Here is a 25,907-nt window from a genome sequence, read left to right as displayed (position 1 = left end):
CCCGTGAGTCATTCACCGCATCCGAGCAAGCCGCACAGGCGACTGTGCGGCTTTTTCACTTCTTAAGGCCCTCGAAGTCCATGCCCCTGCCCAAACCGCCCGCCAAGAAAGCCTCCCTCCTCAGCGCCAGCGACTTCGACTCCCAGGCCGCACCCAAACCGGGCACCCGCGCCACCAAGCAGGACAACCCCGGTCCTGCCCTGCTCGACCTGTTCGACCCCCACCCCAAGGCGCCGGCCGCCAAGGCGCCCGCCCCGGCACCCGCTGCCACGCCGCGAGCAGTACAGGCCCCGGCGGCCGGCTACCTGCCGGTCAAGGCCATCAGCCGCGGCACCGCCACGGAACCGCGCCCGCGCAAGCCGCGCGCCAGCGGCCCGCCCAAGCTCTTCGTCCTGGATACCAACGTTCTGATGCACGACCCGATGTCGCTGTTCCGCTTCGACGAGCACGACGTCTACCTGCCGATGATCACGCTCGAGGAGCTCGACGGGCACAAGAAGGGCATGAGCGAGGTCTCGCGCAACGTGCGCCAGGTCAGCCGCGAGCTCGACGCACTGGCCGGCGGCGCCGACAGCGCGAAGTTCGATCCCGCGGCCGGCGTGGCGCTCGCGAAGACCGGTCACAAGGAGGCCGGAGGCACCCTGTTCTTCCAAACCACCTTCCTCGACGCCAAGCTGCCGGCCGGGCTGCCGCAGGGCAAGGCCGACAACCAGATCCTGGGCGTGGTGCAAGGCCTGCGCGAGCAGCACCCGACACGAGACGTGGTGCTGGTGTCCAAGGACATCAACATGCGCATCAAGGCCCGTGCGCTGGGCCTGCCGGCCGAGGACTACTTCAACGACAAGACGCTGGAAGACGGTGACCTGCTCTACACCGGTGTGCTGCCGCTGCCGGCCGACTTCTGGGAGCGCCACGGCAAGACCATGGAGAGCTGGCAGCAAGGCGGCTCCACGTTCTACCGCATCGCCGGGCCGCTGGTGCCGGTGCTGATGGTCAACCAGTTCGTCTACCTTGAGACCCCGGGCGCCGCACCGCTCTACGCGAAGGTCACCGAGATCACCGGCAAGACCGCGGTGCTGAAGACGCTGAAGGACTACTCGCATGCCAAGAACGCCATCTGGGGCGTGACCGCGCGCAACCGCGAGCAGAACTTCGCGCTGAACCTGCTGATGGACCCGGACTGCGACTTCATCACCCTCACCGGCACCGCCGGCACCGGCAAGACGCTGATGACGCTGGCCGCCGGCCTGTCGCAGGTGATGGACGATCGCCGCTACAGCGAGATCATCGTGACCCGCGTGACCGTGCCGGTCGGCGAGGACATCGGCTTCCTGCCCGGCACCGAGGAAGAGAAGATGGGCCCGTGGATGGGCGCGCTCGACGACAACCTCGAGGTGCTGTCCAAGAATGACTCGGGCGCCGGCGAATGGGGCCGCGCCGCGACCAATGACCTGGTGCGCAGCAAGATCAAGATCAAGAGCCTGAACTTCATGCGCGGGCGCACCTTCCTGAACAAGTTCGTGCTGATCGACGAGGCGCAGAACCTGACGCCCAAGCAGATGAAGACGCTGATCACGCGCGCCGGGCCGGGCACGAAGATCGTCTGCCTGGGCAACCTGGCGCAGATCGACACGCCCTACCTCACCGAAGGCAGTTCGGGCCTCACCTTCGCGGTCGACCGCTTCAAGGGCTGGCCACACAGCGGCCACGTGATGCTGGCGCGCGGCGAGCGCTCGCGGCTGGCCGATTACGCGTCGGACGTGTTGTAGGCCCACCTGCACGGGTAGGGGTGCCCGCGGGCGGCAGGCGCACAATTGATGCTCTGCACAAAAGGAGACCTGCGATGACCATTTCCCGAGACGTCTTCGTCGTCGGTGCCGCGCGCACCGCCATCGGCACCTACGGCGGCACGCTGAAGGACACGCCCCTGGCCGACCTGGCCACGCTGGCGGTCAGGACAGCGATCGAGCGCAGCGGCGCAGCGGCCGACAGCATTGGCCACCTGGCCATGGGCAACGTGATCCCGACCGAACCGCGCGACGCCTACCTGAGCCGCGTCGCCGCGATCAACGCCGGGCTGTCGAAGGAAACGCCGGCCTTCAACGTGAACCGTCTGTGCGGTTCGGGCCTGCAGGCCATCGTCTCGGCGGCGCAGTCGGTGCTGCTGGGTGACTGCGAGCTGGCCATCGGGGCCGGCGCCGAGTCGATGTCACGCGGCCCTTACCACGTGAACACGGCCCGCTGGGGCGCGCGCATGGGCGACACGGCCATGGTCGACTACACCGTCGGCATCCTGCACGACCCCTTCCACAAGATCCACATGGGCATCACCGCGGAGAACGTGGCCGAGCAGTTCGGCATCACCCGCAGCATGATGGACGAGCTGGCCGCCGAGAGTCACCACCGCGCCGCCAAGGCGATCGCCGAGGGCCGCTTCAAGAGCCAGATCGTGCCGGTCGAGATCGTCACCCGCAAGGGAACCGTGAGCTTCGACACCGACGAGCACGTGAAGGCCGACACCACGGTCGAGACGCTGGCCAAGATGAAGCCCGCGTTCAAGAAGGACGGCGGCCTGGTCACGGCCGGCAATGCCTCGGGCATCAACGATGGCGCGGCGGCCGTGGTGCTGGCCAGCGCCGAGGCGGTCAAGGCCGGGGGCCTGAAGCCGCTGGCACGCCTGGTGGCCTACGCCCATGCCGGCGTGGAGCCGAAGATCATGGGCATCGGCCCGGTGCCGGCGACCCAACTCGCACTGAAGAAGGCCGGCCTCAAGGTGCAGGACCTCGATGTGATCGAGTCCAACGAAGCCTTCGCCGCGCAGGCCTGTGCCGTGGTGCGCGAGCTCGACCTCGATCCTGCCAAGGTCAACCCCAATGGCTCGGGCATCTCGCTCGGCCACCCGGTCGGCGCAACCGGCGTCATCATCACAACCAAGGCCCTGTACGAACTGCAGCGCACCGGCGGCCGCTACGCGCTGGTGACGATGTGCATCGGCGGCGGTCAGGGCATCGCCGCGATCTTCGAGCGCGTCTGAACCGCGCGCTCGGCGGATGAAGCCCAGAGGATGGGCTTCATCCGGCCCGGGCTTGCCTCAGCGGCGGAAGCCGCCGCTCTGCAGCACGAAGTACTGCGGGTTCAGGCCCTTCAGCGGCTCGCGCAGTTGCTCGATGTCGGCTGCTGTCGCGTGCACTTCGACCCGCGTCACTTCAGCGATCTTCAGTGCCTCGCCCAGCAGGGCACCGACATTTTCCAGGTGGGCCAGCAGGCCTGCTGCACCGTCATAGCCTTCGCGGCAGTGCGCTGCATCGCCATCGAAGCTGAAGGCGTAGTGCGCGCACTTGGGTTCGCTGCGTGTCTTCTCGATGAAGCGCGCGGTCAGCGCCTTGAACTCATCGAGCTTGCCGGGCGCCACCTTGAAATAAGGCGCGATGCTGCAGCAGGTGTCGGGGGTGCTCATCAATGTCTCCTGGGACAGGGGTGGTGCGAAATGCAAGCGCGAGCGTGCCGGCCTTCACCCTCGCCGCACACCGGATGAACCCGTAAGCCAATCCCGGCGGCCTCCGCCGACGGGGATCTGCATGGAGCGGAATCGCGCACGTGGATACTGTATTTATGTACAGTATTCATCTCCGTCTGCTTCTCCGCCATGCTCCTCGACCCCGCCGCCACCGCACCGTCGCCGCCACCGCGCGGCCTGGCCTCCTTCATGGACCGCCCCGGGGCCGCGCTATGGCGGGCCGGCGTGCTGGCTCGGCCGCCGCTGCCGACCCTTTCCACCGGATGGCCGGCGCTCGACGAGCAGTTGCCCGGCGGAGGCTGGCCCGCGAGCGGCCTCACCGAACTGCTGGCCGCGCCGGCCAGCGGCGAACTGGCGTTGCTGGTGCCGTGGCTGCGCAAACTGGGGCAGCGCCAGGAGGCCGCACGCGAAACGGTCTGGATCTCCCCGCCGGGCTGGCCTTGCCTGAGCGCGCTGCAGGCCCTCGGCCTGGACGGCTCACGGCTGCTGTGCCTGGCGCCGCAGACAGCGATCGATGCCGCCTGGGCCGCCGAGCAGGCGGTGCGCGCCGGCAGCTGCGCCGCCGTGCTGTGGTGGAGCGAACGGCCGGTGACCCGCCCCACGCTGCGCCGCCTGCACCTGGCCGCGCAAGCGGGTCTCACGCCCTTGCTGAGCCTGCAGGCGCCCGCGGCCCGCTCGCTGAGCAGCCCGGCGCCGCTGCGCCTGGCCTGTCAACCGCTGCCGGGCCATGCCCTGGCCGTCGACGTGTTCAAGCGCCGCGGCCCGCCGATGGCCCGCCCCCTGCAGCTGGCCCTGCCCTGGCCGGCATCGGTGCGCCCCGCGTCGCCGCTCACTGGGAGTCCTCACGATGCTGTGGATCGCCCTCTACCTGCCCCAGCTGCCGCTGCAAGCTCTGCCCGGTTCGCACACCGGGCTTGAGGCCGCGCTGCCGGTAGCGGTGACCGAGCAGCACATGCTGCTCGGCGCCAACCGCGCGGCGCACGCCCTCGGGGTGCGAGCCGGGCAGAGCGTGGCCACGGCCTTGTCCCTGCTGCCGCAGCTCGTCGTGTTCCCGCGTGACCGGCCGCGCGAGGCCGCGCTGGTCGAGCGACTGGCCCTGGCGCTCGCTGCGCTCACGCCCCACCTGAGCCTCATTCCGGACGGGGTGCTGCTCGAAGTGCAGAGCACGCTGCGGCTGTTCGGCGGCATCCATGCGCTGCTGCACCGGGCACAAGCCCTGGCGCGCACGAGCGGGGTGCAGGTGCGGACGGGCTGTGCGCCCACCCCCGGCGCCGCCTGGCTGTTCGCCACCAGCGGCCTGGCCCGGCGACATGCACTGCAGGCCCGGAGCAGTGCGCAGCAGCTGGATCGGCTGCCGGTAGCGAGCCTGGCGCGTCTGCTGCCGCCCAGCCTCCACCAGAGCGAGTTGCTGCAGGCGCTGGGGATCCGGACCTTCAGGGCGCTGCGCGCGCTGCCACGTGCCGGTCTGCAGCGCCGGCTCGGCGTGGACCTGGGCCGGGCGCTCGACCGCTGCTATGGCGATGCCCCAGACCCGAGGCCGTGGTTCGTGCCGCCCGAGCACTTCCTGGCTCGACGCGAACTGCTGCAGCGCGCCGACGAGGCTGCGGTGCTGATGGCCGCCGTCGAGGCTCTGCTGCCGGCACTGCGCGGTTGGCTGCAGCTGCGCTGGCAGGCCGTCACGGTGCTGGCACTGAGACTGCGCCATGAGCACGGCCGCGAGCCCTGCCCCGACACCCGGCTGCGACTGCAGCTGTCGGCCCCGAGCCGCGACATCGCCCAGCTCGCGCTGCTGTGGCGCGAGCGCCTGCAGCGCCATGTGCTCGCCGCGCCGGTCTACGAGCTCGCGCTCGAACTGGAAGCCGCCGTGCCGCACGGCGGCACGCCTGGCGAGCTGCTGCCCGGACCAGGCCGGCAGGACGGCGAACACGCCGCGCTGCTTGACCGACTGACCGCGCGGCTGGGGAGTGATCACGTGCGGCGCTGGGTGCCGCGGGCCGATCACCGACCCGAGCACGCGCAGCGTGTCCGGTCGGTCGGCGAACCGCCCCCAGCGCCCTTTGTGACCACGGCGCCCGCTCCCACCGCCCCCCGACCACTCTGGTTGCTGCCGTTGCCGCTGCCGCTGGCCAGCGATGCCCTGGGCCGGCCGCGGCATGGTGGGCCCCTGCGGGTGTGCTCGCGGGCCGAGCGCATCGAGGCCGGCTGGTTCGACGGCGCGCTGGTGCGGCGCGATTACCACGTGGCCGAGGGCCCCGACCACCGGCTGCGCTGGATCTACCGCGAGCACCCCGGCGACGCCTCGTCGGGGGGCTGGTTCCTGCACGGCTGGTTCGGGTGAGACGATGCCGCAACCAGCCCATCCCAAGACGCCGCAGCCGGCGTCGCCTCCGCCGCCGCCGCTGCACTGGACGCGACCCGGGCTGCCGGCCTACGCGGAGCTGCACTGCCGCTCGAACTTCAGCTTCCTGACCGGCGCCTCGCACCCACAGGAGTTGGTGGAGCGCGCCGCCCAGCTCGGCTATGCGGCGATCGCGATCACCGACGAGTGCTCGGTGGCCGGCGTGGTGCGGGCGCATGCGGCGCTGAAGCGGCTGCGCGAGAACGGCAACCCGCCGTTGCCGGCCCTGATCATCGGTAGCGAGTTCACGCTCGCGGCCTCGCCCACCGCACCGGGCTGCCGCCTGGTGCTGCTGGCGAAGAACCGCGAAGGCTATGCCCAGATCTGTGGTCTCATCACGCTCGGTCGCGGCCGCAGCGCCAAGGGGCACTACCAACTGAGCGTCGACGACCTCGATGCGCTGCTGGCCGGCCAGGGCCATGCCGCCGGCGTGCCCGACTGCCTGGCGCTGCTGATCCCACGCCGCGACGAGCCTCACGCCACCCTGCTCGCGCAGGCCCGTTGGCTGGCGGGCCGCTGCGGCGAGCGCGCCTCGATCGCGGTCGAGCTGCTGCGCTGGGCCGACGACGAGTCCTTCGTGGAGCGCCTGCTCGACGCATCGGCCGCCTCCGGCCTGCCACTGGCGGCGGCGGGCGACGTGCTGATGCACGTGCGCTCGCGCAAGCCGCTGCAGGACACGCTGACCGCGATCCGCCTGAAGCGCCGCGTCGCCGACTGCGGCTACGCGCTGATGCGCAACGCCGAGCAGCACCTGCGCTCGCGGCTGGCGCTGGCGCAGCTCTGCCGTCCCGAGTGGCTGCAGCGCAGCGTGGACCTCGCGCGGGCCTGCGACTTCTCGCTGGAGCAGCTGAAGTACGAGTATCCGGACGAGATCGTGCCGGCCGGCGAGACGGCCAGCAGCCACCTGCGGCGCCTGACCGAGGAAGGGGCCTGCGTGCGCTATCCCGGCGGCGTGCCTGGCATGGTGCAGGCGCAGATCGAACACGAGTTCGCGCTGATCTTCCGCAAGCGCTACGAGGCCTTCTTCCTCACCGTTCACGACGTGGTGCGCTTCGCCCGCTCCGAGGGCATCCTGTGCCAGGGTCGCGGCTCGGCCGCCAATTCGGCGGTCTGCTACTGCCTGGGCATCACCGAGGTCGACCCGACGCAGACCCCACTGCTGTTCGAGCGCTTCATCAGCGAGGAGCGCGGTGAGGCGCCCGACATCGACGTCGACTTCGAACACGAGCGGCGCGAGGAAGTCATCCAGTACATCTACGGCAAGTACGGCACGCACCGCACCGCACTGGCCGCCGCACTGGCGACCTACCGCGTGCGCGGTGCGGTGCGCGAGGTCGGCAAGGCGTTGGGGCTGGACGGGCAGCGCATCGACCGCCTCGCGAAGAGCCACCAGTGGTTCGACGGGCATGAGGCTCTGCCCGCCCGGCTGGTCGAGGCCGGCTTCGATCCGGACGCCCCGGTCACCCGGCAGTGGCTGGCACTGAGCGCCGCGCTGATCGGCTTTCCGCGGCACCTGTCGCAGCACGTCGGCGGATTCGTCATCGCGCGGGACGCGCTGTCGCGCCTGGTGCCGATCGAGAACGCCGCGATGAAGGACCGCCGCGTGATCCAGTGGGACAAGGACGATCTTGAGTCGCTGGGGCTGCTGAAGGTCGACGTGCTGGCGCTGGGCATGCTGAGTGCGCTGAAGCGCGCGCTCGCGCTGATCACCGACTGGCGCGGCCCGCCGCCCGGCGCCAACGGCGGCGCACCCATATCCCCGTCATGGCGGATGCAGGACATCCCGCGCGATGACATCGCCACCTACGAAATGATCCAGGAAGCTGACACCGTGGGCGTGTTCCAGATCGAGAGCCGGGCCCAGCAGAGCATGCTGCCTCGCTTGAAGCCAAGTGAGTTCTACGACCTCGTGGTGCAGGTCGCGATCGTGCGGCCGGGCCCGATCAGCGGCGGCATGGTGCATCCCTACCTGAAGCAGCGTGATCTGCAGCGCCGGGGCCTGCGCCCGCCACCGGCCTACCCAGCGCTCGAGCAGGCGCTCGAGCGCACGCTGGGCGTTCCGATCTTCCAGGAGCAGGTGATGCAGATCTGCATGATCGCGGCCGATTTCAGCGGCGGCGATGCCGACGAACTGCGCCGCGCGATGGCGGCCTGGAAACGCAAGGGCGGCTTGCAGCAATTCCACCAGCGCATCGTCGGTCGCATGGTGGAAAAGAACTACGACCGCGAGTTCGCCGAGCGCATCTTCCAGCAGATCAAGGGCTTCGGCGAGTACGGCTTCCCGGAGAGCCACGCCTACAGCTTCGCGCTGCTGGCCTACCTGAGCGCCTGGCTCAAGTGCCACGAGCCGGCGATCTTCCTGGCCGCGCTGCTGAACTCGCAACCGATGGGCTTCTACGCACCGTCGCAGCTGGTCCAGGACGCACGGCGCCACGCGGTCGAAGTGCGCCCGGTCGACGTGGGCCACAGCGGCTGGGACTGCACGCTCGAGCCGGCGTCACCGGGCAGCACGCCCTGCGCGGCACGCTCGCTGCAGCCCGCCGTGCGCCTGGGGCTGCGCCTCGTCTCCGGCTTCAGCGAGGCGGCCGCCGACCGCATCGTGGCTGCCCGCGCTGTGTCGACATTCGCCAGCCTCGACGACCTGGCGCGGCGCGCCGGGCTCGATCCCCAGGCCCTGCAGGTGCTGGCCCGCGCCGACGCACTGCAGAGCCTGGCCGGCCACCGCCGGCAACAGGCGTGGCATGCGAGTGGCCAGCCCCGCCGCACCGCCCTGCTCGCCGGTGCGACGCATCGCGAAGACCCGCTCGTCCTGCCCGCGCCGCCCGAGGCCGAGGAGATCACGCTCGACTACGCCAGCACCCAGCTCACGCTGCGCCGCCATCCGCTGGCGCTGCTGCGTCCGCGACTCGTACAGCGTGGCTGGCGCAACGCGCGGGAGCTCGGTGCCCTGAAGGATGGCTGCCGCGTCTGGGCCTGCGGCATCGTCGTCGGCCGCCAGCAGCCCGAGACCGCCAAGGGCACGATCTTCGTCACGCTGGAAGACGAGACCGGCTCGGTCAACGTGATCGTCTGGAAGGGCGTGCGCGAGCGCTTCCGCCAGGCGCTGCTCGCCTCACGCCTGCTGGCCGTGGCCGGGGAATGGCAGCGCTCGCCGGAAGGGGTGACGCACCTGCTGGCGCGGCGGCTGGTCGACATGACGCCCTGGCTGGGCCGGCTGGCGACGAGTTCGCGCGATTTCCACTGACGGTCGCGCCGGTCGCGCGGCCAAGGCTCAGTCGTTCTTCAACCGCTTCACGACCGCAGCCGTGGTCAGCAGTTCGAGCTGAGCCTCGAGCCGGATCACGCGGCCGGTCAGGTCCTCGATCTTCTGCTGCTGCAGTTTCATCGCGTCGGACTGCCGGTTGACCTTGTCCTCGAGCTTGATCATCGAGGTGAGCGCGCCCCAGACGCGGTCGGTGACACCCATCAGGCGGCCTTGCGCACCGCTGCCCGGCCGGCGGCTGGTTTCGGCGGGCGGGACGCCTTTGCCTCCATCGCGGCGATGCGCTTGTTGCTCGCCTCGATGAAATTCAGCGCATCGTCGATGGCGGCGCCGGCGCGATCGGCAGCATCGCGCGCGGCATCGGCCAGTACGCCCAGTTCCTGGTCCGCTTCCTTGGCCTCGTAGGCGAAGGCGCCGCGGCGCATCAGTTCCGACACGGGCAGATCCAGACGCTTTGCCTTGGCGGCGATCGCCTTCTTGTCCTGCGAGGTTGCCTGCACCACGATGCGTTCGACGGCTGCGGCCATGTCGTCTCTCCCGATCGGGGCCCCTTGCCCCTGTCCATGGACAGCGTATGTACATGGGGGCCGACTGTCAAGCCGCCCACCCTGAAACCCCACCCGGGCGTCAGTAGTCGCTGCCGCTACTGCCCGGCGCGAGGTTGTCGAACTTGGTCAGGGGCTTCAGGAAGGTGAGCTTCACCGTGCCGACCGGGCCGTTACGCTGCTTGCCGATGATGATCTCGGCAACACCAGGCTCCTTGGTGTCCTTGTTGTAGTACTCGTCGCGGTAGATGAACATGATGACGTCGGCATCCTGCTCGATCGCGCCCGACTCGCGCAGGTCGCTCATCATCGGCCGCTTGTCGGTGCGCGTCTCGACGCTGCGGTTGAGCTGCGACAGCGCGATCACCGGGCACTTCAGTTCCTTGGCCAGTGACTTCAGGCCGCGCGAGATCTCGCCGATCACGGTGGCGCGGTTCTCCTCGTTCGAGCTGGAGCCGCTCATCAGCTGCAGGTAGTCGACCACGATCAGGCCGAGCTGGCCGCACTGGCGCGCCTGACGGCGGGCGCGGGCGCGCAGTTCGCTCGGCGTCAGCGCCGCGCTCTCGTCGATGAACACGCTGGCCTTGCCGAGCTTGTCGACCGCCTCGGTCAGACGCCCCCACTCGTCATCACGCAGCCGGCCGGTGCGTAGCCCCGACTGGTCGATGCGGCCGAGCGAACCCACCATCCGCAACGCCAGCTGGGAGGCGCCCATTTCCATCGAGAACACCACCACCGGCAGGCCTTCCTGCACCGCGACGTGCTCGCCGATGTTGAGCGCGAACGCGGTCTTGCCCATCGACGGGCGCGCCGCCAGCACGATCAGGTCGCCCGGCTGCAGGCCGGCGGTCATGCGGTCGAGGTCGAAGAAGCCGGTGCGCACGCCGGTCACTTCCTCGGCGCCGTTCTCGGCCAGCTCGGTGACGCGGTCGATCAGCTGCACGACCAGGGTGTCCATGCCCTGGAAGCCCTGCTTGGTGCGCGAGCCGGCCTCGCCGATCTTGAAGATCTTGCCCTCGGCCTCGTCGAGAATCTCGGAGACCGCGCGACCGCGCGGGTTGAAGGCGTTGGTGGCGATCTCATCGCTGGTGGCAACCAGGTCGCGCAGGATCTTGCGCTCGCGCACGATCTCGGCGTAGCGGCGCAGGTTGGCCGCGCTCGGCACGCTCTGCGCGAGCTGGTTCAGGTAGGCCAGCCCGCCCACCTCCTCGGCCTTGCCGAGCGACTGCAGCTGCTCGTAGACGGTGATCACGTCGGCCGGCTTGCTGGCGTTGATCAGCTTGCCGATGGCACCGTAGATCAACTGGTGCTCGTGGCGGTAGAAATCGCCGTCGTTCAGCAGGTCGCCGGCCCGGTCCCAGGCGCCGTTGTCGATCAGCAGCCCCCCCAGCACGCTCTGCTCGGCCTCGATGGATTGCGGCGGGATGCGCAGGCGGGCGACCTCGTCGTCGCCGCGGGCATCAGGGCGCGCGCCGCCCCCGGAGAAAATGGCTGACATCGTTCGATCTTATGCCGGTCGCCGACCCGCCGTTGTGGGCAAGTCTGTGGAAATCCGGTGGGTGGTCTGGGGGCGGCGCTGTACAGGCACCGCCGCAAAAACAAAGGCCGGCGAATGCCGGCCTTCGTCGCGAGCGGACAGAAGACTCAGTCGGTCTCGCCGACCACCGTCACGTTCACGTCGACCACCACGTCGGTGTGCAGGGCGACCGTCACCGGATGCTCACCCACGGTCTTCAGCGGACCGTTGGGCAGGCGCACCTGCGACTTCACGACCTTGAAGCCAGCCTTGCCCAGCGCTTCGGCGATATCGTGGTTGGTGACCGAACCGAACAGGCGGCCATCGACGCCGGCCTTCTGCGTGATGCTGATGGTCTTGCCGTTGAGCTTCTCGCCCTCGGCCTGGGAGGCGGCCAGCTTTGCAGCCGCAGCCTTTTCCAGTTCGATGCGCTTGGCTTCGAATTCCTTGACCGCCGTTTCGGTGGCACGACGTGCAGCACCGCTGGGGATCAGGAAATTGCGTGCGTAGCCGTCCTTGACCTTGACGACCTCACCGAGGTTGCCGAGGTTGGCCACCTTCTCGAGCAGGATGATTTGCATGGCGGGCTCCTCAGGACTTGTGCTGGTCGCTGTACGGCAGCAGGGCCAGGAAGCGGGCGCGCTTGATGCAGGTCGACAGCTGACGCTGGAAGAAGGCACGCGTGCCGGTCAGGCGGGCGGGCGTGATCTTGCCGTTCTCGGCGATGAAGTCGCGCAGCGTGTCGACATCCTTGTAGTCGATCTCGGTAACGCCGGTGACCGTGAAGCGGCAGAAGCGCTTGCGACGGAACAGCAGCGATTGGGTGTTGCGCTTCGGGCGCTTGTCCTTGCCGAAACGGCCTTTACCACGGGGCGGGGGCATAGTGAACTCCTGAAATCTGAAACGGGTTGCTCAAAGCGAAGCGGGCTGGGCGTCGAATTCGGTGATGTGCAGCAGCACGCCCTTGCCGTTGCGGTGGGACCCGAGGAATCCGGCGAACCCGGCGGTGTCTCCCACCGCCAGCTTGCCGAGCTGCTCGGCCACCGCCCCGATTCCCACGGCCCGGATCTCCAGGGAGACCCGGCGCGGGTGCCCGGCTTCCGTCACTTGCGACTCGTGCCTCAGGCTCAAGTCGAGTGCCGGCAAACCGGCGGGCGTGTAGCGCATCACGCCCCGCTCCACCAACTGCGCCTGAAGAACCACGCGGTTCATGCAGGCGCCTGCGGCAGGCAGGGCTTCACCGGAATCAGGCAGCGGCTTCCTGCGGCTGCGGCGCCTTGCGTGATTCCTCACGCTCGACGGCCTTCATCATGATCGAGGGCGCGGTCTCGGCCTTGCTCTTGACCACCGTGAGGTGGCGCAGCACGGCGTCGTTGAACTTGAAGCCGGTCTCGAGCTCGAGCAGCGTTTCCTTGCTGCACTCGATGTTGAGGCACAGGTAGTGCGCCTTCGCGAGCTTGTTGATCAGGTAGGCCAGTTGGCGGCGACCCCAATCCTCGACGCGGTGCACCTTGCCACCGGCAGCGGTGACCAGGCCCTTGTAGCGTTCCAGCATGGCCGGAACCTGCTCGCTTTGATCCGGGTGGATCAGCAGGACGATTTCGTAATGACGCATCGGTACTCCTTGTGGATGTCCGCTTTGCGGCCGTGCAGGCACGGTGATCGGTCGGCGGGGAAGCCGCCCCCTAGCGTCAACAAGGAGTGCGGCAAGGTGAGCCAAAGATTATAGCCGCATCAATGGAAACGGCCCCCGTTGCCGGGGGCCGCCAGTCAGCCGTGGCGGGCCAGCCCTGAGGCCGGCCCCACGGGGCCTCAGGTACCCAGGCTCTTCACCGTGTCGCCGCGCAGGTTCGGATAGCGAACGTGCTCGATCAGCTCTTGCACCTTCTTGTTCGGTGCCGGAGTGAACAGGCTCACGATGATGATCACCGCAAAACCGATCGGCACACCGAAGGTCGCCGCCGAGATCGGCTGGATGCCGAACCACAGGCTGACGGGATCGGTGATGCCGAACACGCCACGCAGCCAGGGCTGGTTGTGGACCATGTAGTACATGGTCGTCCCCAGGCCGGCGATCATGCCCAGCACGGCCCCGGCGCTGGAAGCACGCTTCCAGAAGATGCCGAGCACCAGGGCCGGGAAGAAGCCCGCCGCCGCGAACGAGAACGCCGCCGACACCAGGAACAGGATGTCCGCCGGCTTCTGCGACGCCACGTAGGCCGCTGCCAGGGCCACGACCAGCAAGAGGATCTTGGAGATCGTCACGCGGCGGGAGGTCGACGCGTTCGGATCGATCATCTTGTAGTACAGGTCGTGCGACAGCGCGTTGGCGATCGTGAGCAGCAGGCCGTCCGCGGTCGACAGCGCCGCTGCCAGACCGCCTGCGGCGACCATGCCCGACACCACGTACGGCAGGCCACCGATCTCAGGCGTGGCCAGCACGATGATGTCGCCGCCGATCTTCATCTCGCCGAGCTGCAGGATGCCGTCCTTGTTGATGTCGGTGACCGACATCAGCGTCGGATCGACCCGCGCCCAGTTGGCGATCCAGGCGGGCAACTGGTCGAACGGCGTGCCGACGACGTTGTTGAACACCTCGAACTTCACCAGCACGGCCAACGCCGGCGCGGTGAAGTAAAGCAGGAAGATGAAGAACAGCGACCACGTCACCGATTCGCGCGCCTCCTTGACCGAAGGCGTCGTGTAATAGCGCATCAGGATGTGCGGCAGCGCGGCCGTGCCGACCATCAGGCAAAACACCAGCGCCAGGAAGTTGCGACGCGAATCGTCGAAGGTCTTCTGCGCCTTCTCGTCGCCATTCGGGTCGCCGGCGTACTGCTGTGCGTGGGGTGGCATGCCGGCCAAGGGCTTGGCACGCGCCTCGTTCGCAGTCTTCGCCGCCGTGTAGGCCTTCTTGGCATCGGCTTCCGTTGCCGGCAAGGCAGCCAGCGCCTTCTCGGCCGCCTGCACATCGGCCAGCGGTGCATTCGCGCCCTTCAGGTCGGCGAGCTTCTGCTCGGCCGCTGCCTTGTCGGCTGCCATCGCGGCCGGCACGTCCTTCAACTTGGCATCGGCGCCCTCGGCACGCTGCTTGAAGGCGGCGATGACCTCCAGTTCCTTCGGGTCGGCCTTGAGCTGAGCTTCCTTGGCGGTGATCTTCTGCAGTTGGGCGCCGTAGATGGCCTGCGGCACCGGCACGCTCGTCTGCTTCACCGACAGCCAAACCACAGGGATCATGTACGCGATGATCAGGATGATGTACTGCGCCACCTGCGTCCAGGTGACCGCGCGCATGCCGCCGAGGAAGGAGCACACCAGGATGCCACCGAGGCCGACGAACACCCCGATCTCGAACGCCAGCCCGCTCAGGCGTGCCGTGATCAACCCTACGCCGTAGATCTGCGCCACCACGTAGGTGAACGAGCACAGGATCGCCGCGAAGATGCCGATGAACCGGGCCAGATTGCCGCCGTAACGTTCACCCAGGAAGTCGGGAATGGTGAACTGCCCGAACTTGCGCAGGTAGGGCGCCAGGAACAGCGCCACCAGGCAGTAGCCGCCGGTCCAGCCCATGATGAAGGCCAGGCCGCCGTAGCCGGTGAGGTACAGCGTGCCGGCCATCCCGATGAACGAGGCGGCCGACATCCAGTCGGCACCGGTGGCCATGCCGTTATAGACCGCCGGCACGCGGCGCCCCGCCACGTAGTACTCGGCCGCATCGGTGGTGCGGCTCATGATGCCGATGCCGGCATACAGGGCCACGGTAGCCAGCAGGAAGATGAAGCCGATGTAGCTGCGCGGCAGCCCCATCTGCTCCAGCACCGCCAGCACGATCACGAAGGCGATGAAGCCACCGGTGTACCAGGTGTAGACCTTGTTAAGTTGCGACTTGAAGGCCGCGTTGGCGGCGCGACTGCTGCCCGCGGCGGCCGCATTCGGTGTGATTCCAGCCATGTCAGTCCTCCTCGGCAACGCCGTGTTCTTGATCGAGGCGGTTCATCGTCCTGGCGTAGTACCAGATGATGACCACATAGATGATCAGCGAGCCCTGCGCCGCCATGTAGAAGCTGAAAGGCCAGCCGAAGAACGAGAAGCTGAGGTCTCGCGCGAAATACGCCATTACGTAGGTCACTACAAACCAGATCGCCAGCAGGACCGAGGTGATCCTGAGGTTCTTCTGCCAGTAGAGCCGCTGCTGTTCAGTCACCTGCATCGCTGTGCTCCAGTCCTTGTTGTCTCCAACCCCGTCGGGGGGTCACCGGTCTTGCTGATGCCACCGTCCCTCGCGTTCTTCGACGCGATGCCTGCCGCCCGTGGACGGGCGCGTTTCAGTGCCCGCCGGCCGGCGAGCCGAGCAGTCCGGTTTCCCGCTCGAGCTGAGCGGCCACCTTGGGCTCGAACCCCTGGAGATGGCGAATGATCTTGGCCGCCTCCTCGGGTTGCTGACGATCGACATGCACCCGCGCCAGTTGGTACCAGCCGTGCGGGCTCATGGGCTGCAGTTCGGTGTTGCGCTTCAACGCGGCGACGGCCTCGTCGTAGCGGTGCTGACGGATCAGCACCAGACCCAGGCCGTACCAGGCCCGGTCGAGTTTGGACTCAAGTTCGAGCGCGCGGCGGAATGCCTGTTCGGCCTCGTCGAGCCGGCCCTGCTGCTCCAGCAGGAAACCGAGGTTGAACCAGGCATGGGCGTGCTCGGGCTGCGCATCGAGCAAGCGGCGGAAATCGGCCATCGCCGCATCGGCCCGTCCGGCCTGCGCCAGCACGTGAGCTCGGCTGGCGAGCGCATACGCGTCGTCAGGCCACTGCCCCAGCATCTCGTCGAAGATCTCGAGCGCCCCATCGCGCCGATTGATGACGAGCAGCATTTGCGCGCGCCACTTGAGCAGCAGATGACGCCACCAACCACCCTGGCGCGGCACGGTCGCCGAGTTCATTGGCACAGCCCCTGACCTGGCGCCGCCCGGCAGAGGCTGACTTTCTCGATCACCATGAACACCCAGATCCACGCGAGCGCGATGAAGGTCAGCAGCGGGATGTGACGGTCGATCACCAGCTTCGGCGTGATGGCGCGGAACGCAGTGGTGAAGGGGCGGGTCAGGCCGTTCAGCAACTGATAGAAGAAATTCTGTTCGCGCTTGGCGCCCGCCAGGACGCCGAGCAGCCAGCGTCCGGCCAGTGCGCACAGGGCGATCTCTGCGATGAGCTTGATCGATGCGATGAACAGCAGCATGGGGCCCCGTAACGGTTCCTTTCATTGTGAAATAGCGCCTTACGCGATGCTGACGAAACCTGACGATGCTCTGATATGCCCTGTTAGGACTTACCCGAAGCTTGGCGCACGCAAAACGGCAAACGGCCCCGATCGGGGCCGTTCCGAGGTCCGGGGCTCAGCCCGCGGACTTGCAGCGTGCAGAACTCAGCGCTTGGCGAGACGCTGCCAGGTGTCGACCACCGTGTCGGGGTTCAGCGAGATCGACACGATGCCCTCGGCCGCCAGCCAGTCGGCGAAGTCTGGGTGGTCGCTGGGCCCCTGGCCGCAGATGCCGATGTACTTGCCGGTGGCACGGCACGCGGTGATGGCTCGCGAGATCATGGCCTTGACGGCCGGGTCGCGCTCGTCGAAGTCGGCCGCCAGCAGTTCGAGCCCGGAGTCGCGGTCCAGTCCGAGCGTGAGCTGGGTCAGGTCGTTCGAACCGATCGACATGCCGTCGAAGTGCGCGAGGAACTGGTCGGCCAGGATGGCGTTGCTCGGCACCTCGCACATCATGATGACCTTGAGGTCGTCGCTGCCGCCGGCCGCCGCGCGCTTGAGCCCGTGCTCGGCCAGCATGCCCACCACACGCTCTGCCTGCTTCACCGTGCGCACGAACGGCACCATGATCTCGACGTTGGTCAGGCCCATTTCCTGGCGCACACGCTTGAGCGCCTCGCACTCCATCGCGAAGGCTTCGCCGAATTCGCTGCTGATGTAGCGCGACGCGCCACGGAAGCCCAGCATCGGGTTCTCTTCCTCGGGCTCGTAGCGCGAGCCACCGATCAGCTTCTTGTACTCGTTCGACTTGAAGTCACTCAGGCGCACGATGACCGGCTTGGGCCAGAACGCGGCGGCGATCGTCGCGATGCCCTCGGCCAGCTTGTCCACGTAGAAGGCGCGCGGCGAGGCGTGGCCGCGGGCCACGCTCTCGACGGCCTTCTTGAGGTCGGCGTCGACATTCGGGTAGTCGAGGATCGCCTTCGGGTGCACGCCGATGTTGTTGTTGATGATGAACTCGAGCCGCGCCAGGCCGACGCCGGAGTTGGGCATCTGCGCGAAGTCGAAGGCCAGCTGCGGGTTGCCCACGTTCATCATGATCTTGACCGGGCAGTACGGCAGCTCGCCGCGCTGCACGTCGCTGATCTCGGTCTCGAGCAGTCCGTCGTAGATGTAGCCGGTGTCACCCTCGGAGCAAGCCACGGTGACCAGTGCACCGTCCTTCAGCGTCTCGGTCGCATCGCCGCAGCCCACCACCGCCGGGATGCCGAGCTCGCGCGCGATGATCGCTGCATGGCAGGTGCGCCCGCCGCGGTTTGTGACGATGGCGCTGGCGCGCTTCATCACCGGCTCCCAGTTCGGGTCGGTCATGTCGGTGACCAGCACGTCGCCGCTCTGCACCTGGTCCATCTCGGCCAGGCTGTGCACGATGCGCACCGGGCCGGTGCCGATCTTCTGGCCGATCGCGCGTCCCTCGGCCAGCACGGTGCCCGAGCCCTTGAGCTTGTAGCGCTGCTCGACCTTGCCCTCGGCCTGACTCTTCACGGTTTCCGGACGGGCCTGCAGGATGTAGAGCTGCCCATCGCCGCCGTCCTTGCCCCACTCGATGTCCATCGGGCGGCCGTAGTGCTCCTCGATGATCAGCGCGTAGCGGGCGAGTTCGGTCACGTCGGCGTCGGACAGCGAGTAGCGGTTGCGCTGCTCGGTCGCCGTGTCCACGGTCTTGACGAGCTTGCCGCTGGCCGCCTTTTCCTGCGGCGTGGCGAACTCCATCTTGATCAGCTTGGAGCCGAGGTTGCGGCGGATCACCGCCAGCTTGCCGGCCTTCAACGCCGGCTTGTGCACGTAGAACTCATCCGGGTTCACGGCACCCTGCACCACCGTCTCGCCCAGGCCGTAGCTCGAGGTAATGAAGACCACGTCCTTGAAGCCGGACTCGGTGTCGATCGTGAACATCACGCCGGCCGCGCCGAGGTCGGAGCGCACCATGCGCTGCACGCCGGCCGACAGCGCCACGTCGGCGTGCGCAAAGCCCTTGTGCACGCGGTAGCTGATGGCGCGGTCGTTGTAGAGGCTGGCGAACACCTCCTTCATCTTGTGCAGCACGTCCTCGATGCCGACGACGTTCAGGAAGGTCTCCTGCTGGCCCGCGAAGCTGGCGTCGGGCAGATCCTCGGCGGTGGCCGAAGAACGCACCGCGAACGAGGCACCGGGGTTGCCGGCGGTGAGCTGCGAAAACTCGGTCGCGATCGCGTCCTGCAGGTCGGCCGGGAACGGCTGCGCTTCAACCCAACCGCGGATCTCGGCACCGGCCTCGGCCAATGCCCGCACGTCGTCCGTGTCCAGCGCCGACAGCCGTGCGTTGATCTTGTCGACCAGCCCGCCGTGCTTGAGGAACTGCCGGAAGGCGTGCGCCGTGGTCGCGAAGCCGCCGGGCACCCGCACGCCGGAGGCCGCGAGCTGGCTGATCATCTCGCCGAGGCTGGCGTTCTTGCCGCCAACCGCGTCGACGTCGGTCATTCTCAGTCGTTCGAACGGGACGACCAGGGCGGTCGCATCAAAGCTGGACATGGGAAAACTCCGTGATGTGATGAAACCGGGGCGCACCGTTGCGGCCACCGAGGCTTCCAGTCGGCCGCGCTCACGCCTGTTCGTCTTGTTCTCGGCGCGGGGCTCATGGCTGGAGTCGGATGCTGAAGGGCCAGGTGCAAACTGGTTTAGATTGTACGGTCCCCGTTGCAATCGTTTGCCCTGACGGCCACCCCCTAAAAGCGCGCCGCGCTCCTTCTTCCCCATGCCAAATCGCACAGTGTTCTTCGTTTCGGACGGCACCGGCATCACCGCCGAGACCTTCGGCAACTCCATCCTGGCGCAGTTCTCGGCCAAGCCCCGCCACGTGCGCCGGCCCTTCATCGACACCCCCGACAAGGCCTACCAGGTGGTGCGCGAGATCAACGACACCGCCGGGCGCGAGGGCAAGCGACCGATCGTCTTCATCACGCTGATCGACACCGAGGTGCGCGGCATCATCCGCAGCGCCCACTGTCTGGTGCTGGACATGCTGGGCACCTTCGTTGAGCCGCTCGAGGCTGAATTCGGCATCAAGTCCAACCACCGCGTCGGCCGCTTCGACGACATCTCAAAGAGTCAGGAGTACACCGATCGCATCGAGGCGATCAACTTCTCGCTCGCCCATGACGACGGCCAGTCGTCCAAGAACCTCGACATCGCCGACGTGATCCTGGTCGGCGTCAGCCGCTCCGGCAAGACGCCGACCTCGCTCTACCTGGCGATGCAGCACGGCATCAAGGCAGCCAATTACCCGCTGATCCCCGAGGACTTCGACCGCGGCGCCCTGCCCTCCGCGCTGGTGCCGCACAAGAAGAAGTGCTTCGGCCTCACGATCGCGCCAGAGCGCCTGCGCGAAATCCGCCACGAGCGGCGCCCGAACAGCAAATACGCCTCGCTCGAGAACTGCCGCCTGGAGGTGTCGGCGGCCGAGTCGATGATGGGCCGCGAGGGCATCGCCTGGCTCAGCTCGACGCACAAGTCGATCGAGGAGATCGCCACCACCATCCTGCGCGACATCCGGCCGGACCGGCTGATCTACTGAGCCGCGCCGCCATGGCTGGCCTCGGGGTGCCATGAGCGATCTGGTCGTCGTGCGCAAGGAGGGGCTGTACTGCGCCGCCGGCGACTTCTACATCGACCCGTGGCGGCCGGTGGCCCGCGCCGTGCTGACCCACGCGCACGCCGACCACGCCCGCCCGGGGCACGGCCGCTACCTCGCGGCGCGCGCGGGCGCGACGCTGGTGCGCACGCGGCTGGGCGATGTGGGCCTCGACACGCTCGAGTACGGCGAACGCATCACGCACCATGGCGTGACGCTGTCGCTGCACCCCGCCGGCCACGTGCTCGGCTCGGCCCAGGTACGACTCGAGCACCGTGGCGAGGTGTGGGTGGTCTCGGGCGACTACAAGCTCGCGCCGGACGCGAGCTGCGCACCGTTCGAACCGCTGCGCTGTGACACCTTCGTCACCGAATCGACCTTCGGCCTGCCGATCTACCGCTGGGACCCGCCGGCGCAGGTGTTTGACGGTGTCGAGCACTGGTGGCGAGACAACGCCGACGCGGGCCAGGCCAGCGTGCTGTATTGCTATGCGCTCGGCAAGGCGCAACGCGTGCTGCTCGGCGTCGACGCCTCGATCGGCCCCATCGTCTGCCATGGCGCGGTGCAGACGCTCAACGACGCCTATCGTGCCGCCGGCGTGGCGCTGCCGCCCACGATCACGGTCGACCAGGTCGGTGACCCCGTCGACCTGCGGCGCGCGCTCGTGCTGGCCCCACCCTCGGCGGCCGGCTCGCCGTGGCTGAAGCGCTTCGGCGAGTTCCACGACGCCTTCGCGAGCGGCTGGATGCGCCTGCGCGGCACGCGGCGGCGGCGCGGCGTCGACCGCGGCTTCGTGCTGTCCGACCACGCCGACTGGCCGGCGTTGCTGGAGGCGATCGGGGCCACCGGCGCCGGGCGCATCGTCGTGACGCACGGCGAGACCGGCCCGCTGATCCGCTGGCTGCGCGAGCAGGGCCTCGACGCCGCCGCCTTCCAGACCGAGTACGGCGACGAGGACGAGACCGCCCCGCCGGCCGCGGAGACCGGCGGTGCGTGACTTCGCCCGGCTCTACGCCGCTCTGGATGCGACCACCTCGACGCACGAGAAGCTCGAGGCGCTGACGGCCTACTTCCGGGCCGCTCCCGCCCGCCATGCCGCCTGGGCGGCCTACTTCCTGGCCGGTGGCAAGCCGCGACAGGCCGTGCCGACGGCGCTGCTGCGTCAACTGGCCGCCGAGCGCGCCGGCCTGCCGCCCTGGCTGTTCGACGCCTGCTACGAGGCGGTCGGCGATCTGGCCGAGACGATCGCGCTCGTGCTGCCGCCGCCGGTACGCGACAGCGCGCTCGGCCTCGATGACTGGATGCGCGAGCGCATCGGTCCCTTGCGCGGTGCGCCGCCCGAGCAGGTGCGCACCGCGCTGTTCGATGCGTGGGACGAACTCGACACCCCCGGCCGCTTCCTGCTCGGCAAGCTGATCGGCGGCGGCTTTCGCGTCGGCGTCTCGCGGCTGCTGCTCACGCGCGCGCTGGCCGCGGTGGCCGGGCTCGACGCCAAGCTCATCGCCCAACGGCTGATGGGCTGGACCGACAAAGGCGCCCAGCCGACGGCCGACGCCTACGCCGCGCTGCTGGCGCCGGAGGCCGCAACCGGCGACGCCTCGCCCGGCGGCCAGCCCTACCCGTTCTTCCTCGCGCATCCGCTGCAGGCCGAGCCGCAGACGCTCGGCGCGCTCGCCGATTGGCAGGCCGAATGGAAGTACGACGGCATCCGCGCCCAGCTCGTGCGGCGCGGCGGACAATCCTGGCTCTGGTCGCGCGGCGAGGAGCTGATCACCGACCGTTTCCCCGAGCTGGCGAAGCTGTCGCTGCCCGACGGCGCGGTGATCGACGGCGAGATCGTCGTCTGGCAGGACAGCCGACCTGCCCCGTTCGCAGCCCTGCAGCGGCGCATCGGCCGCAAGACCCTCGGAGCGCGCCTGCTGCAGGAGTTGCCGGCGGTGCTGATCGCCTACGACCTGCTGGAGCAGGAGGGTGTCGACCGGCGCGACGAGCCCCAGCACCTGCGGCGCATGCGCCTCGAGCAACTGATCTCCGCGACCGCCGACCCCGCGTTGCAGCTCTCGCCCCAGGTGCAGGCCCCCGACTGGGCTGCACTGGCCGTGCTGCGCGACACCGCCCGTGAGCGCGGCGTCGAGGGCCTGATGCTGAAGGCCCGCGAGGCGCGCTATGGCGTCGGTCGCACCAAGGACGTCGGCGTGTGGTGGAAGTGGAAAGTCGACCCCTATGCCGTCGACGCGGTGCTCGTCTACGCCCAGGCCGGCCACGGGCGGCGCGCCTCGCTCTACACCGACTACACCTTCGCGGTGTGGGACGCCCCGCCGGACGGTGCGCCCGGCGAGCGCCGCCTGGTGCCGTTCGCCAAGGCCTACTCCGGCCTGAGCGACGCCGAGATCGCTCGCGTCGACGCGGTGATCCGCAAGACGACGATCGAGAAGTTCGGGCCGGTGCGCAGCGTGCGGCCGACGCTGGTGTTCGAGATCGGATTCGAGGGCATCGCTCTCTCGACGCGCCACAGGGCGGGCGTCGCGGTGCGCTTCCCGCGCATCCTTCGGACACGTCCCGACAAACCGGTCGAGGAAGCCGACACGCTCGCCACGCTGAAGGGCCTGCTCACATGAACCGGCGCGCGTCGCCGCCAGCCGCACTCGACGGCTGGTTCGCCGCTCGCGGCTGGCAGCCGTTCGCGTTCCAGCGCAGGGTCTGGGCGGCGGCCGCGCGCGGCCACAGCGGCCTGCTGCACGCCACCACCGGCGCCGGCAAGACCTACGCGGTCTGGTTCGCCGCCCTGGGCCGCGCGCTGCAGCAGCGGGCCGCCGGCACCGACGACAGCCGCGGCCTGCGGGTGCTGTGGCTCACACCGATGCGCGCTCTCGCCGCCGACACGCAGCGTGCGCTCGAGGCGCCGCTCTCCGAGCTGATGCCCGGCTGGCGCGTGGGCCTGCGCACCGGTGACACGCCGAGCTCCGAGCGCGCGCGCCAGGCGAAGTCGCCGCCCGCCGCGCTGGTCACGACGCCCGAGAGCCTGTCGCTGATGTTGAGCCAGGCCGACGCGGCGCGGCGCCTGCAGCACGTCGACATGGTGATCGTCGACGAATGGCACGAGCTGATGGGCAACAAGCGCGGCGTGCAGACTCAGCTCGCGCTGGCGCGGCTGCGGCACTGGCAGCCGCGCCTCGTCGTGTGGGGCCTGTCTGCGACGCTGGGCAACCTGCCGCGCGCGCGGCAGGTGCTGCTCGGCGACGCCGACGCCCAGGGCGTGCTGGTGCAGGGCCGCCTGCCCAAGCGCGTGGTGGTCGACACCCTGGTGCCGCCGAACCCGTCGCGCTTCCCCTGGGGCGGCCACCTCGGCATCGAGATGCTGCAGCCGGTGATCGACGAGATCGACCGTCACTCGACCACGCTGGTCTTCACCAACACCCGCTCGCAGGCCGAGATCTGGTACCAGAAGCTGCTCGATGCGCGCCCCGACTGGGCCGGCGTGCTCGCGCTGCACCACGGCTCGCTCGATCCCGCACTGCGCGGCTGGGTCGAAGAGGGTCTGAAGTCGGGCCGGCTGAAGGCGGTGGTCAGCACCTCCAGCCTGGACCTGGGCGTCGACTTCCTGCCGGTCGAGCGCGTGCTGCAGATCGGCAGCCCGAAGGGCGTGGCGCGGCTGCTGCAGCGTGCCGGCCGCAGCGGCCATGCGCCCGGCCGGGTCTCACGGCTCACGCTGGTGCCGACGCACAGCCTCGAGCTGCTCGAGGCGGCCGCGGCGATCCGCGCGGTCGCCGCGCGCCGCATCGAGTCGCGCCGCGCCCCGGACAAGCCGCTCGACGTGCTGGTGCAGCACCTCGTCACCGTCGCGCTCGGCGGCGGGTTTCGCGCGTCGGACCTGCTGGCGGAAGTGCGCCGCACCGACGCCTACCGCACGCTGACGGATGTCGAGTGGCAGTGGGCGCTCGACTTCGTCGCGCGCGGCGGACAGAGCCTGGTCGTCTACCCCGAGTACCGCCGCGTGCTGCCCGACGACGACGGCATGTACCGCGTGCCCGATGCGGCGATCGGCCGCCGACACCGCATGGGCATCGGCACCATCGTCTCCGACGCCGCGATGCAGGTGCGCTTCGTGAACGGTACGCGGCTCGGCAGCATCGAGGAGTCGTTCATCGCGCGGTTGCGCCGCGGTGACCACTTCCTGTTCGGGGGGCGCCGGCTGGAGTTCGTGCGCAGCCATGAGATGACCGCCTTCGTGCGGCCCGCGACCGGCCGGCGCGGCGCGGTGCCGCGCTGGCAAGGCGGGCAGATGCCCCTGTCGTCCGAGCTGGCGCACGCGGCACTGGAGCGGCTGCAGCAGGCTGCGCGTGACCGTTTCCCCGGTCCCGAGATGCGGGCGCTGCGCCCTCTGCTCGAACTGCAGGCGCGCTGGTCGGCGCTGCCGGCGGCCGACGTGCTGGTGGCCGAGACTATGCGCAGCCGCGAGGGCCAGCACCTGTTCCTCTATCCCTTCGCCGGGCGCCTCGTGCACGTCGGCCTCGCCGCGCTGCTGGCCTACCGTGTCGGCGCACGGCAACCGGCGAGCTTCTCGATCGCCGTCAACGATTACGGCTTCGAGCTGCTGAGCGCCACCCCCGTGGACTGGTCCGCGCTGCTCGCGACGCCAGAGGCCGCGCAGCGCCTGCTGACGACCGACGCATTGCTGGAGGACGTGCTGGCCGGCCTGAACGCCACCGAGCTGTCGCGCCGAAGATTCCGAGAGATCGCCCGCGTTGCAGGGCTGGTGTTCCAGGGCTACCCGGGCCAGGCGCGCAGCGCACGGCAGCTGCAGGCTTCGTCGAGCCTGTTCTTCGACGTGTTCCAGCGCCATGACGCCGGCAACCTGCTGCTGGGCCAGGCCGAGCGCGAAGTGCTGGAACAGGAGCTGGAGCTCGGCCGGCTGCGTGAGACGCTCACCGCGCTGACCCAGCGACGCCTCGCCTTCTTCGAACTGCGCCGCGCAACGCCGTTCGGCTTCCCGCTGATGGTCGAGCGGCTGCGCGAGGCACTCAGCACCGAGGCGCTGACGGACCGCGTCGCGCGGCTGCTGCGCGAGCTCGAGCGAGCCGCCGCTCCGTGATGACCATGCAGATCGACATCGCCGGCGAAACCCTCGAACTGCTGCCCGCGCGGGCCGCATGGTGGCCGCGACAGCGGCTGCTGGTGGTGGCCGACGTGCACTTCGGCAAGGCCGCCGCCTTCCGCGCCGGCGGCCTGCCGGTGCCGCATGGCACGACATCGCAGAATCTGGCGGCGCTGGACGCGCTGCTGGCATCGCGGCCGGCGCGCGGCATCGTCTTCCTCGGCGACTTCCTTCATGCTCGATCTTCTCAGGCTGGCGCCACTCTGGCGGCACTGCGGGCCTGGCGTCTGCGCCATGCGGATCTCGCGCTGACACTGGTGCGCGGCAACCACGACGCCCACGCCGGCGACCCGCCGGCCGACCTGGGCCTCGCGGTCGTGGACGAGCCCTGGCAGCTCGATCCCTTCGCATTCGGCCATCACCCGCGCCCGTCGGCCGGGCCGCATCTGCTCTGCGGTCACCTGCATCCGGTGCATCACCTGGCCTGGGGTGGCGAGCGCCTGCGGCTGCCCTGCTTCGTGGTCGGCCCGCAGCGCACTGTGCTGCCGGCGTTCGGCGCCTTCACTGGCGGCCACCCGGTGACGCCGGCCGATGACGACCGCCTGTTCGTCGCTACCGACGACGCGGTCTTCGCGGTGCCGCGCTGAGAA

General features: G+C 69.1%; 23 protein-coding genes. 10 read left to right on the top strand and 13 right to left on the bottom strand.

Going from position 1 to position 25,907, the window contains the following annotated elements:
* Positions 1-80 precede the first annotated feature (80 nt).
* Positions 81-1,769, top strand: coding sequence for a PhoH family protein (locus tag MPE_RS07755; protein ID WP_011829136.1), 1,689 nt, complete (start codon positions 81-83; stop codon positions 1,767-1,769).
* Between the two features lie 74 nt (positions 1,770-1,843).
* Positions 1,844-3,034, top strand: coding sequence for an acetyl-CoA C-acyltransferase family protein (locus MPE_RS07750; protein ID WP_011829135.1), 1,191 nt, complete (start codon positions 1,844-1,846; stop codon positions 3,032-3,034).
* Positions 3,035-3,091: 57 nt separating this feature from the next.
* Here MPE_RS07750 and MPE_RS07745 read toward each other — a convergent pair whose 3' ends face one another.
* Positions 3,092-3,457: a putative quinol monooxygenase gene (locus MPE_RS07745; RefSeq protein WP_011829134.1), complete on the bottom strand. Its 366-nt coding sequence runs from the start codon at positions 3,455-3,457 to the stop codon at positions 3,092-3,094.
* A gap of 189 nt (positions 3,458-3,646) precedes the next feature.
* Between MPE_RS07745 and imuA the strand changes: the two genes are divergently transcribed.
* Genes imuA through MPE_RS07730 form a run of 3 tightly spaced genes read left to right on the top strand, consistent with a single transcriptional unit; the run spans position 3,647 to position 9,159 of the window.
* Entirely contained in the window at positions 3,647-4,435 is a 789-nt protein-coding gene (gene imuA / locus MPE_RS23770) for a translesion DNA synthesis-associated protein ImuA (RefSeq protein ID WP_011829133.1), read from the top strand.
* Positions 4,365-5,855, top strand: a complete 1,491-nt coding sequence (locus MPE_RS07735) for a Y-family DNA polymerase (protein ID WP_041929584.1) — start codon at positions 4,365-4,367, stop codon at positions 5,853-5,855. The genes imuA and MPE_RS07735 overlap by 71 nt, the downstream gene beginning before the upstream one ends.
* 4 nt (positions 5,856-5,859) lie before the next feature.
* Positions 5,860-9,159 (top strand): error-prone DNA polymerase, encoded by a 3,300-nt coding sequence (locus MPE_RS07730; RefSeq protein WP_011829131.1) that lies wholly within the window; start codon positions 5,860-5,862, stop codon positions 9,157-9,159.
* 27 nt (positions 9,160-9,186) lie between these two features.
* Here the strand turns inward: MPE_RS07730 and MPE_RS07725 are convergent, their stop codons facing one another.
* The 12 genes from MPE_RS07725 to ppsA form a co-directional block, all read right to left on the bottom strand.
* Positions 9,187-9,381, bottom strand: coding sequence for a hypothetical protein (locus MPE_RS07725; RefSeq protein ID WP_036231697.1), 195 nt, complete (start codon positions 9,379-9,381; stop codon positions 9,187-9,189).
* Positions 9,381-9,704 carry a hypothetical protein gene (locus MPE_RS07720; protein WP_011829130.1) on the bottom strand — a complete coding sequence of 108 codons (324 nt, stop codon included), beginning with the start codon at positions 9,702-9,704 and terminating at the stop codon, positions 9,381-9,383. The genes MPE_RS07725 and MPE_RS07720 overlap by 1 nt, the downstream gene beginning before the upstream one ends.
* Before the next feature lie 100 nt (positions 9,705-9,804).
* Positions 9,805-11,220, bottom strand: a complete 1,416-nt coding sequence (gene dnaB / locus MPE_RS07715) for a replicative DNA helicase (RefSeq protein WP_011829129.1) — start codon at positions 11,218-11,220, stop codon at positions 9,805-9,807.
* A gap of 146 nt (positions 11,221-11,366) precedes the next feature.
* A complete protein-coding gene (rplI, locus tag MPE_RS07710; protein ID WP_011829128.1) occupies positions 11,367-11,819 on the bottom strand; it encodes a 50S ribosomal protein L9 in 453 nt (150 codons plus the stop codon).
* Between the two features lie 10 nt (positions 11,820-11,829).
* Complete coding sequence (gene rpsR / locus MPE_RS07705; protein WP_011829127.1) at positions 11,830-12,120, bottom strand: 30S ribosomal protein S18; 291 nt, start codon at positions 12,118-12,120, stop codon at positions 11,830-11,832.
* Between the two features lie 30 nt (positions 12,121-12,150).
* Entirely contained in the window at positions 12,151-12,450 is a 300-nt protein-coding gene (gene priB / locus MPE_RS07700; RefSeq protein WP_036231689.1) for a primosomal replication protein N, read from the bottom strand.
* Between the two features lie 34 nt (positions 12,451-12,484).
* On the bottom strand, positions 12,485-12,853 hold the full coding sequence (gene rpsF, locus MPE_RS07695; RefSeq protein WP_011829125.1) for a 30S ribosomal protein S6: 369 nt from the start codon (positions 12,851-12,853) through the stop codon (positions 12,485-12,487).
* A 197-nt stretch (positions 12,854-13,050) separates the two neighbouring features.
* Complete coding sequence (locus tag MPE_RS07690; protein WP_011829124.1) at positions 13,051-15,192, bottom strand: VC_2705 family sodium/solute symporter; 2,142 nt, start codon at positions 15,190-15,192, stop codon at positions 13,051-13,053.
* A gap of 1 nt (position 15,193) precedes the next feature.
* On the bottom strand, positions 15,194-15,451 hold the full coding sequence (locus MPE_RS07685) for a DUF4212 domain-containing protein (protein WP_011829123.1): 258 nt from the start codon (positions 15,449-15,451) through the stop codon (positions 15,194-15,196).
* Between the two features lie 115 nt (positions 15,452-15,566).
* Positions 15,567-16,175 (bottom strand): tetratricopeptide repeat protein, encoded by a 609-nt coding sequence (locus MPE_RS07680; protein WP_011829122.1) that lies wholly within the window; start codon positions 16,173-16,175, stop codon positions 15,567-15,569.
* Positions 16,172-16,471 (bottom strand): hypothetical protein, encoded by a 300-nt coding sequence (locus MPE_RS07675; RefSeq protein WP_011829121.1) that lies wholly within the window; start codon positions 16,469-16,471, stop codon positions 16,172-16,174. The genes MPE_RS07680 and MPE_RS07675 overlap by 4 nt, the downstream gene beginning before the upstream one ends.
* A 186-nt stretch (positions 16,472-16,657) precedes the next feature.
* Positions 16,658-19,063: a phosphoenolpyruvate synthase gene (gene ppsA, locus MPE_RS07670; RefSeq protein WP_041929583.1), complete on the bottom strand. Its 2,406-nt coding sequence runs from the start codon at positions 19,061-19,063 to the stop codon at positions 16,658-16,660.
* A 223-nt stretch (positions 19,064-19,286) separates the two neighbouring features.
* On the opposite strand from ppsA, the gene ppsR reads away from it, so the two are divergent.
* Genes ppsR through pdeM form a run of 5 tightly spaced genes read left to right on the top strand, consistent with a single transcriptional unit; the run spans position 19,287 to position 25,904 of the window.
* On the top strand, positions 19,287-20,105 hold the full coding sequence (gene ppsR / locus MPE_RS07665) for a posphoenolpyruvate synthetase regulatory kinase/phosphorylase PpsR (protein WP_011829119.1): 819 nt from the start codon (positions 19,287-19,289) through the stop codon (positions 20,103-20,105).
* 31 nt (positions 20,106-20,136) lie between these two features.
* On the top strand, positions 20,137-21,159 hold the full coding sequence (locus tag MPE_RS07660) for a ligase-associated DNA damage response exonuclease (protein WP_011829118.1): 1,023 nt from the start codon (positions 20,137-20,139) through the stop codon (positions 21,157-21,159).
* Entirely contained in the window at positions 21,152-22,780 is a 1,629-nt protein-coding gene (locus MPE_RS07655) for an ATP-dependent DNA ligase (RefSeq protein ID WP_011829117.1), read from the top strand. Before MPE_RS07660 ends, MPE_RS07655 begins: the two co-directional genes overlap by 8 nt.
* Complete coding sequence (locus MPE_RS07650) at positions 22,777-25,254, top strand: ligase-associated DNA damage response DEXH box helicase (RefSeq protein WP_011829116.1); 2,478 nt, start codon at positions 22,777-22,779, stop codon at positions 25,252-25,254. The genes MPE_RS07655 and MPE_RS07650 overlap by 4 nt, the downstream gene beginning before the upstream one ends.
* A 5-nt stretch (positions 25,255-25,259) precedes the next feature.
* Positions 25,260-25,904 (top strand): ligase-associated DNA damage response endonuclease PdeM, encoded by a 645-nt coding sequence (pdeM, locus tag MPE_RS07645; protein WP_011829115.1) that lies wholly within the window; start codon positions 25,260-25,262, stop codon positions 25,902-25,904.
* The last annotated feature ends 3 nt before the right edge of the window (positions 25,905-25,907 follow it).

Source organism: Methylibium petroleiphilum PM1, assembly GCF_000015725.1.
Taxonomy (GTDB): Bacteria; Pseudomonadota; Gammaproteobacteria; order Burkholderiales; family Burkholderiaceae_C; genus Methylibium; species Methylibium petroleiphilum.
Note: the sequence above shows the minus strand (reverse complement) of the source record. Positions and strands in the feature narration are given on the sequence as shown.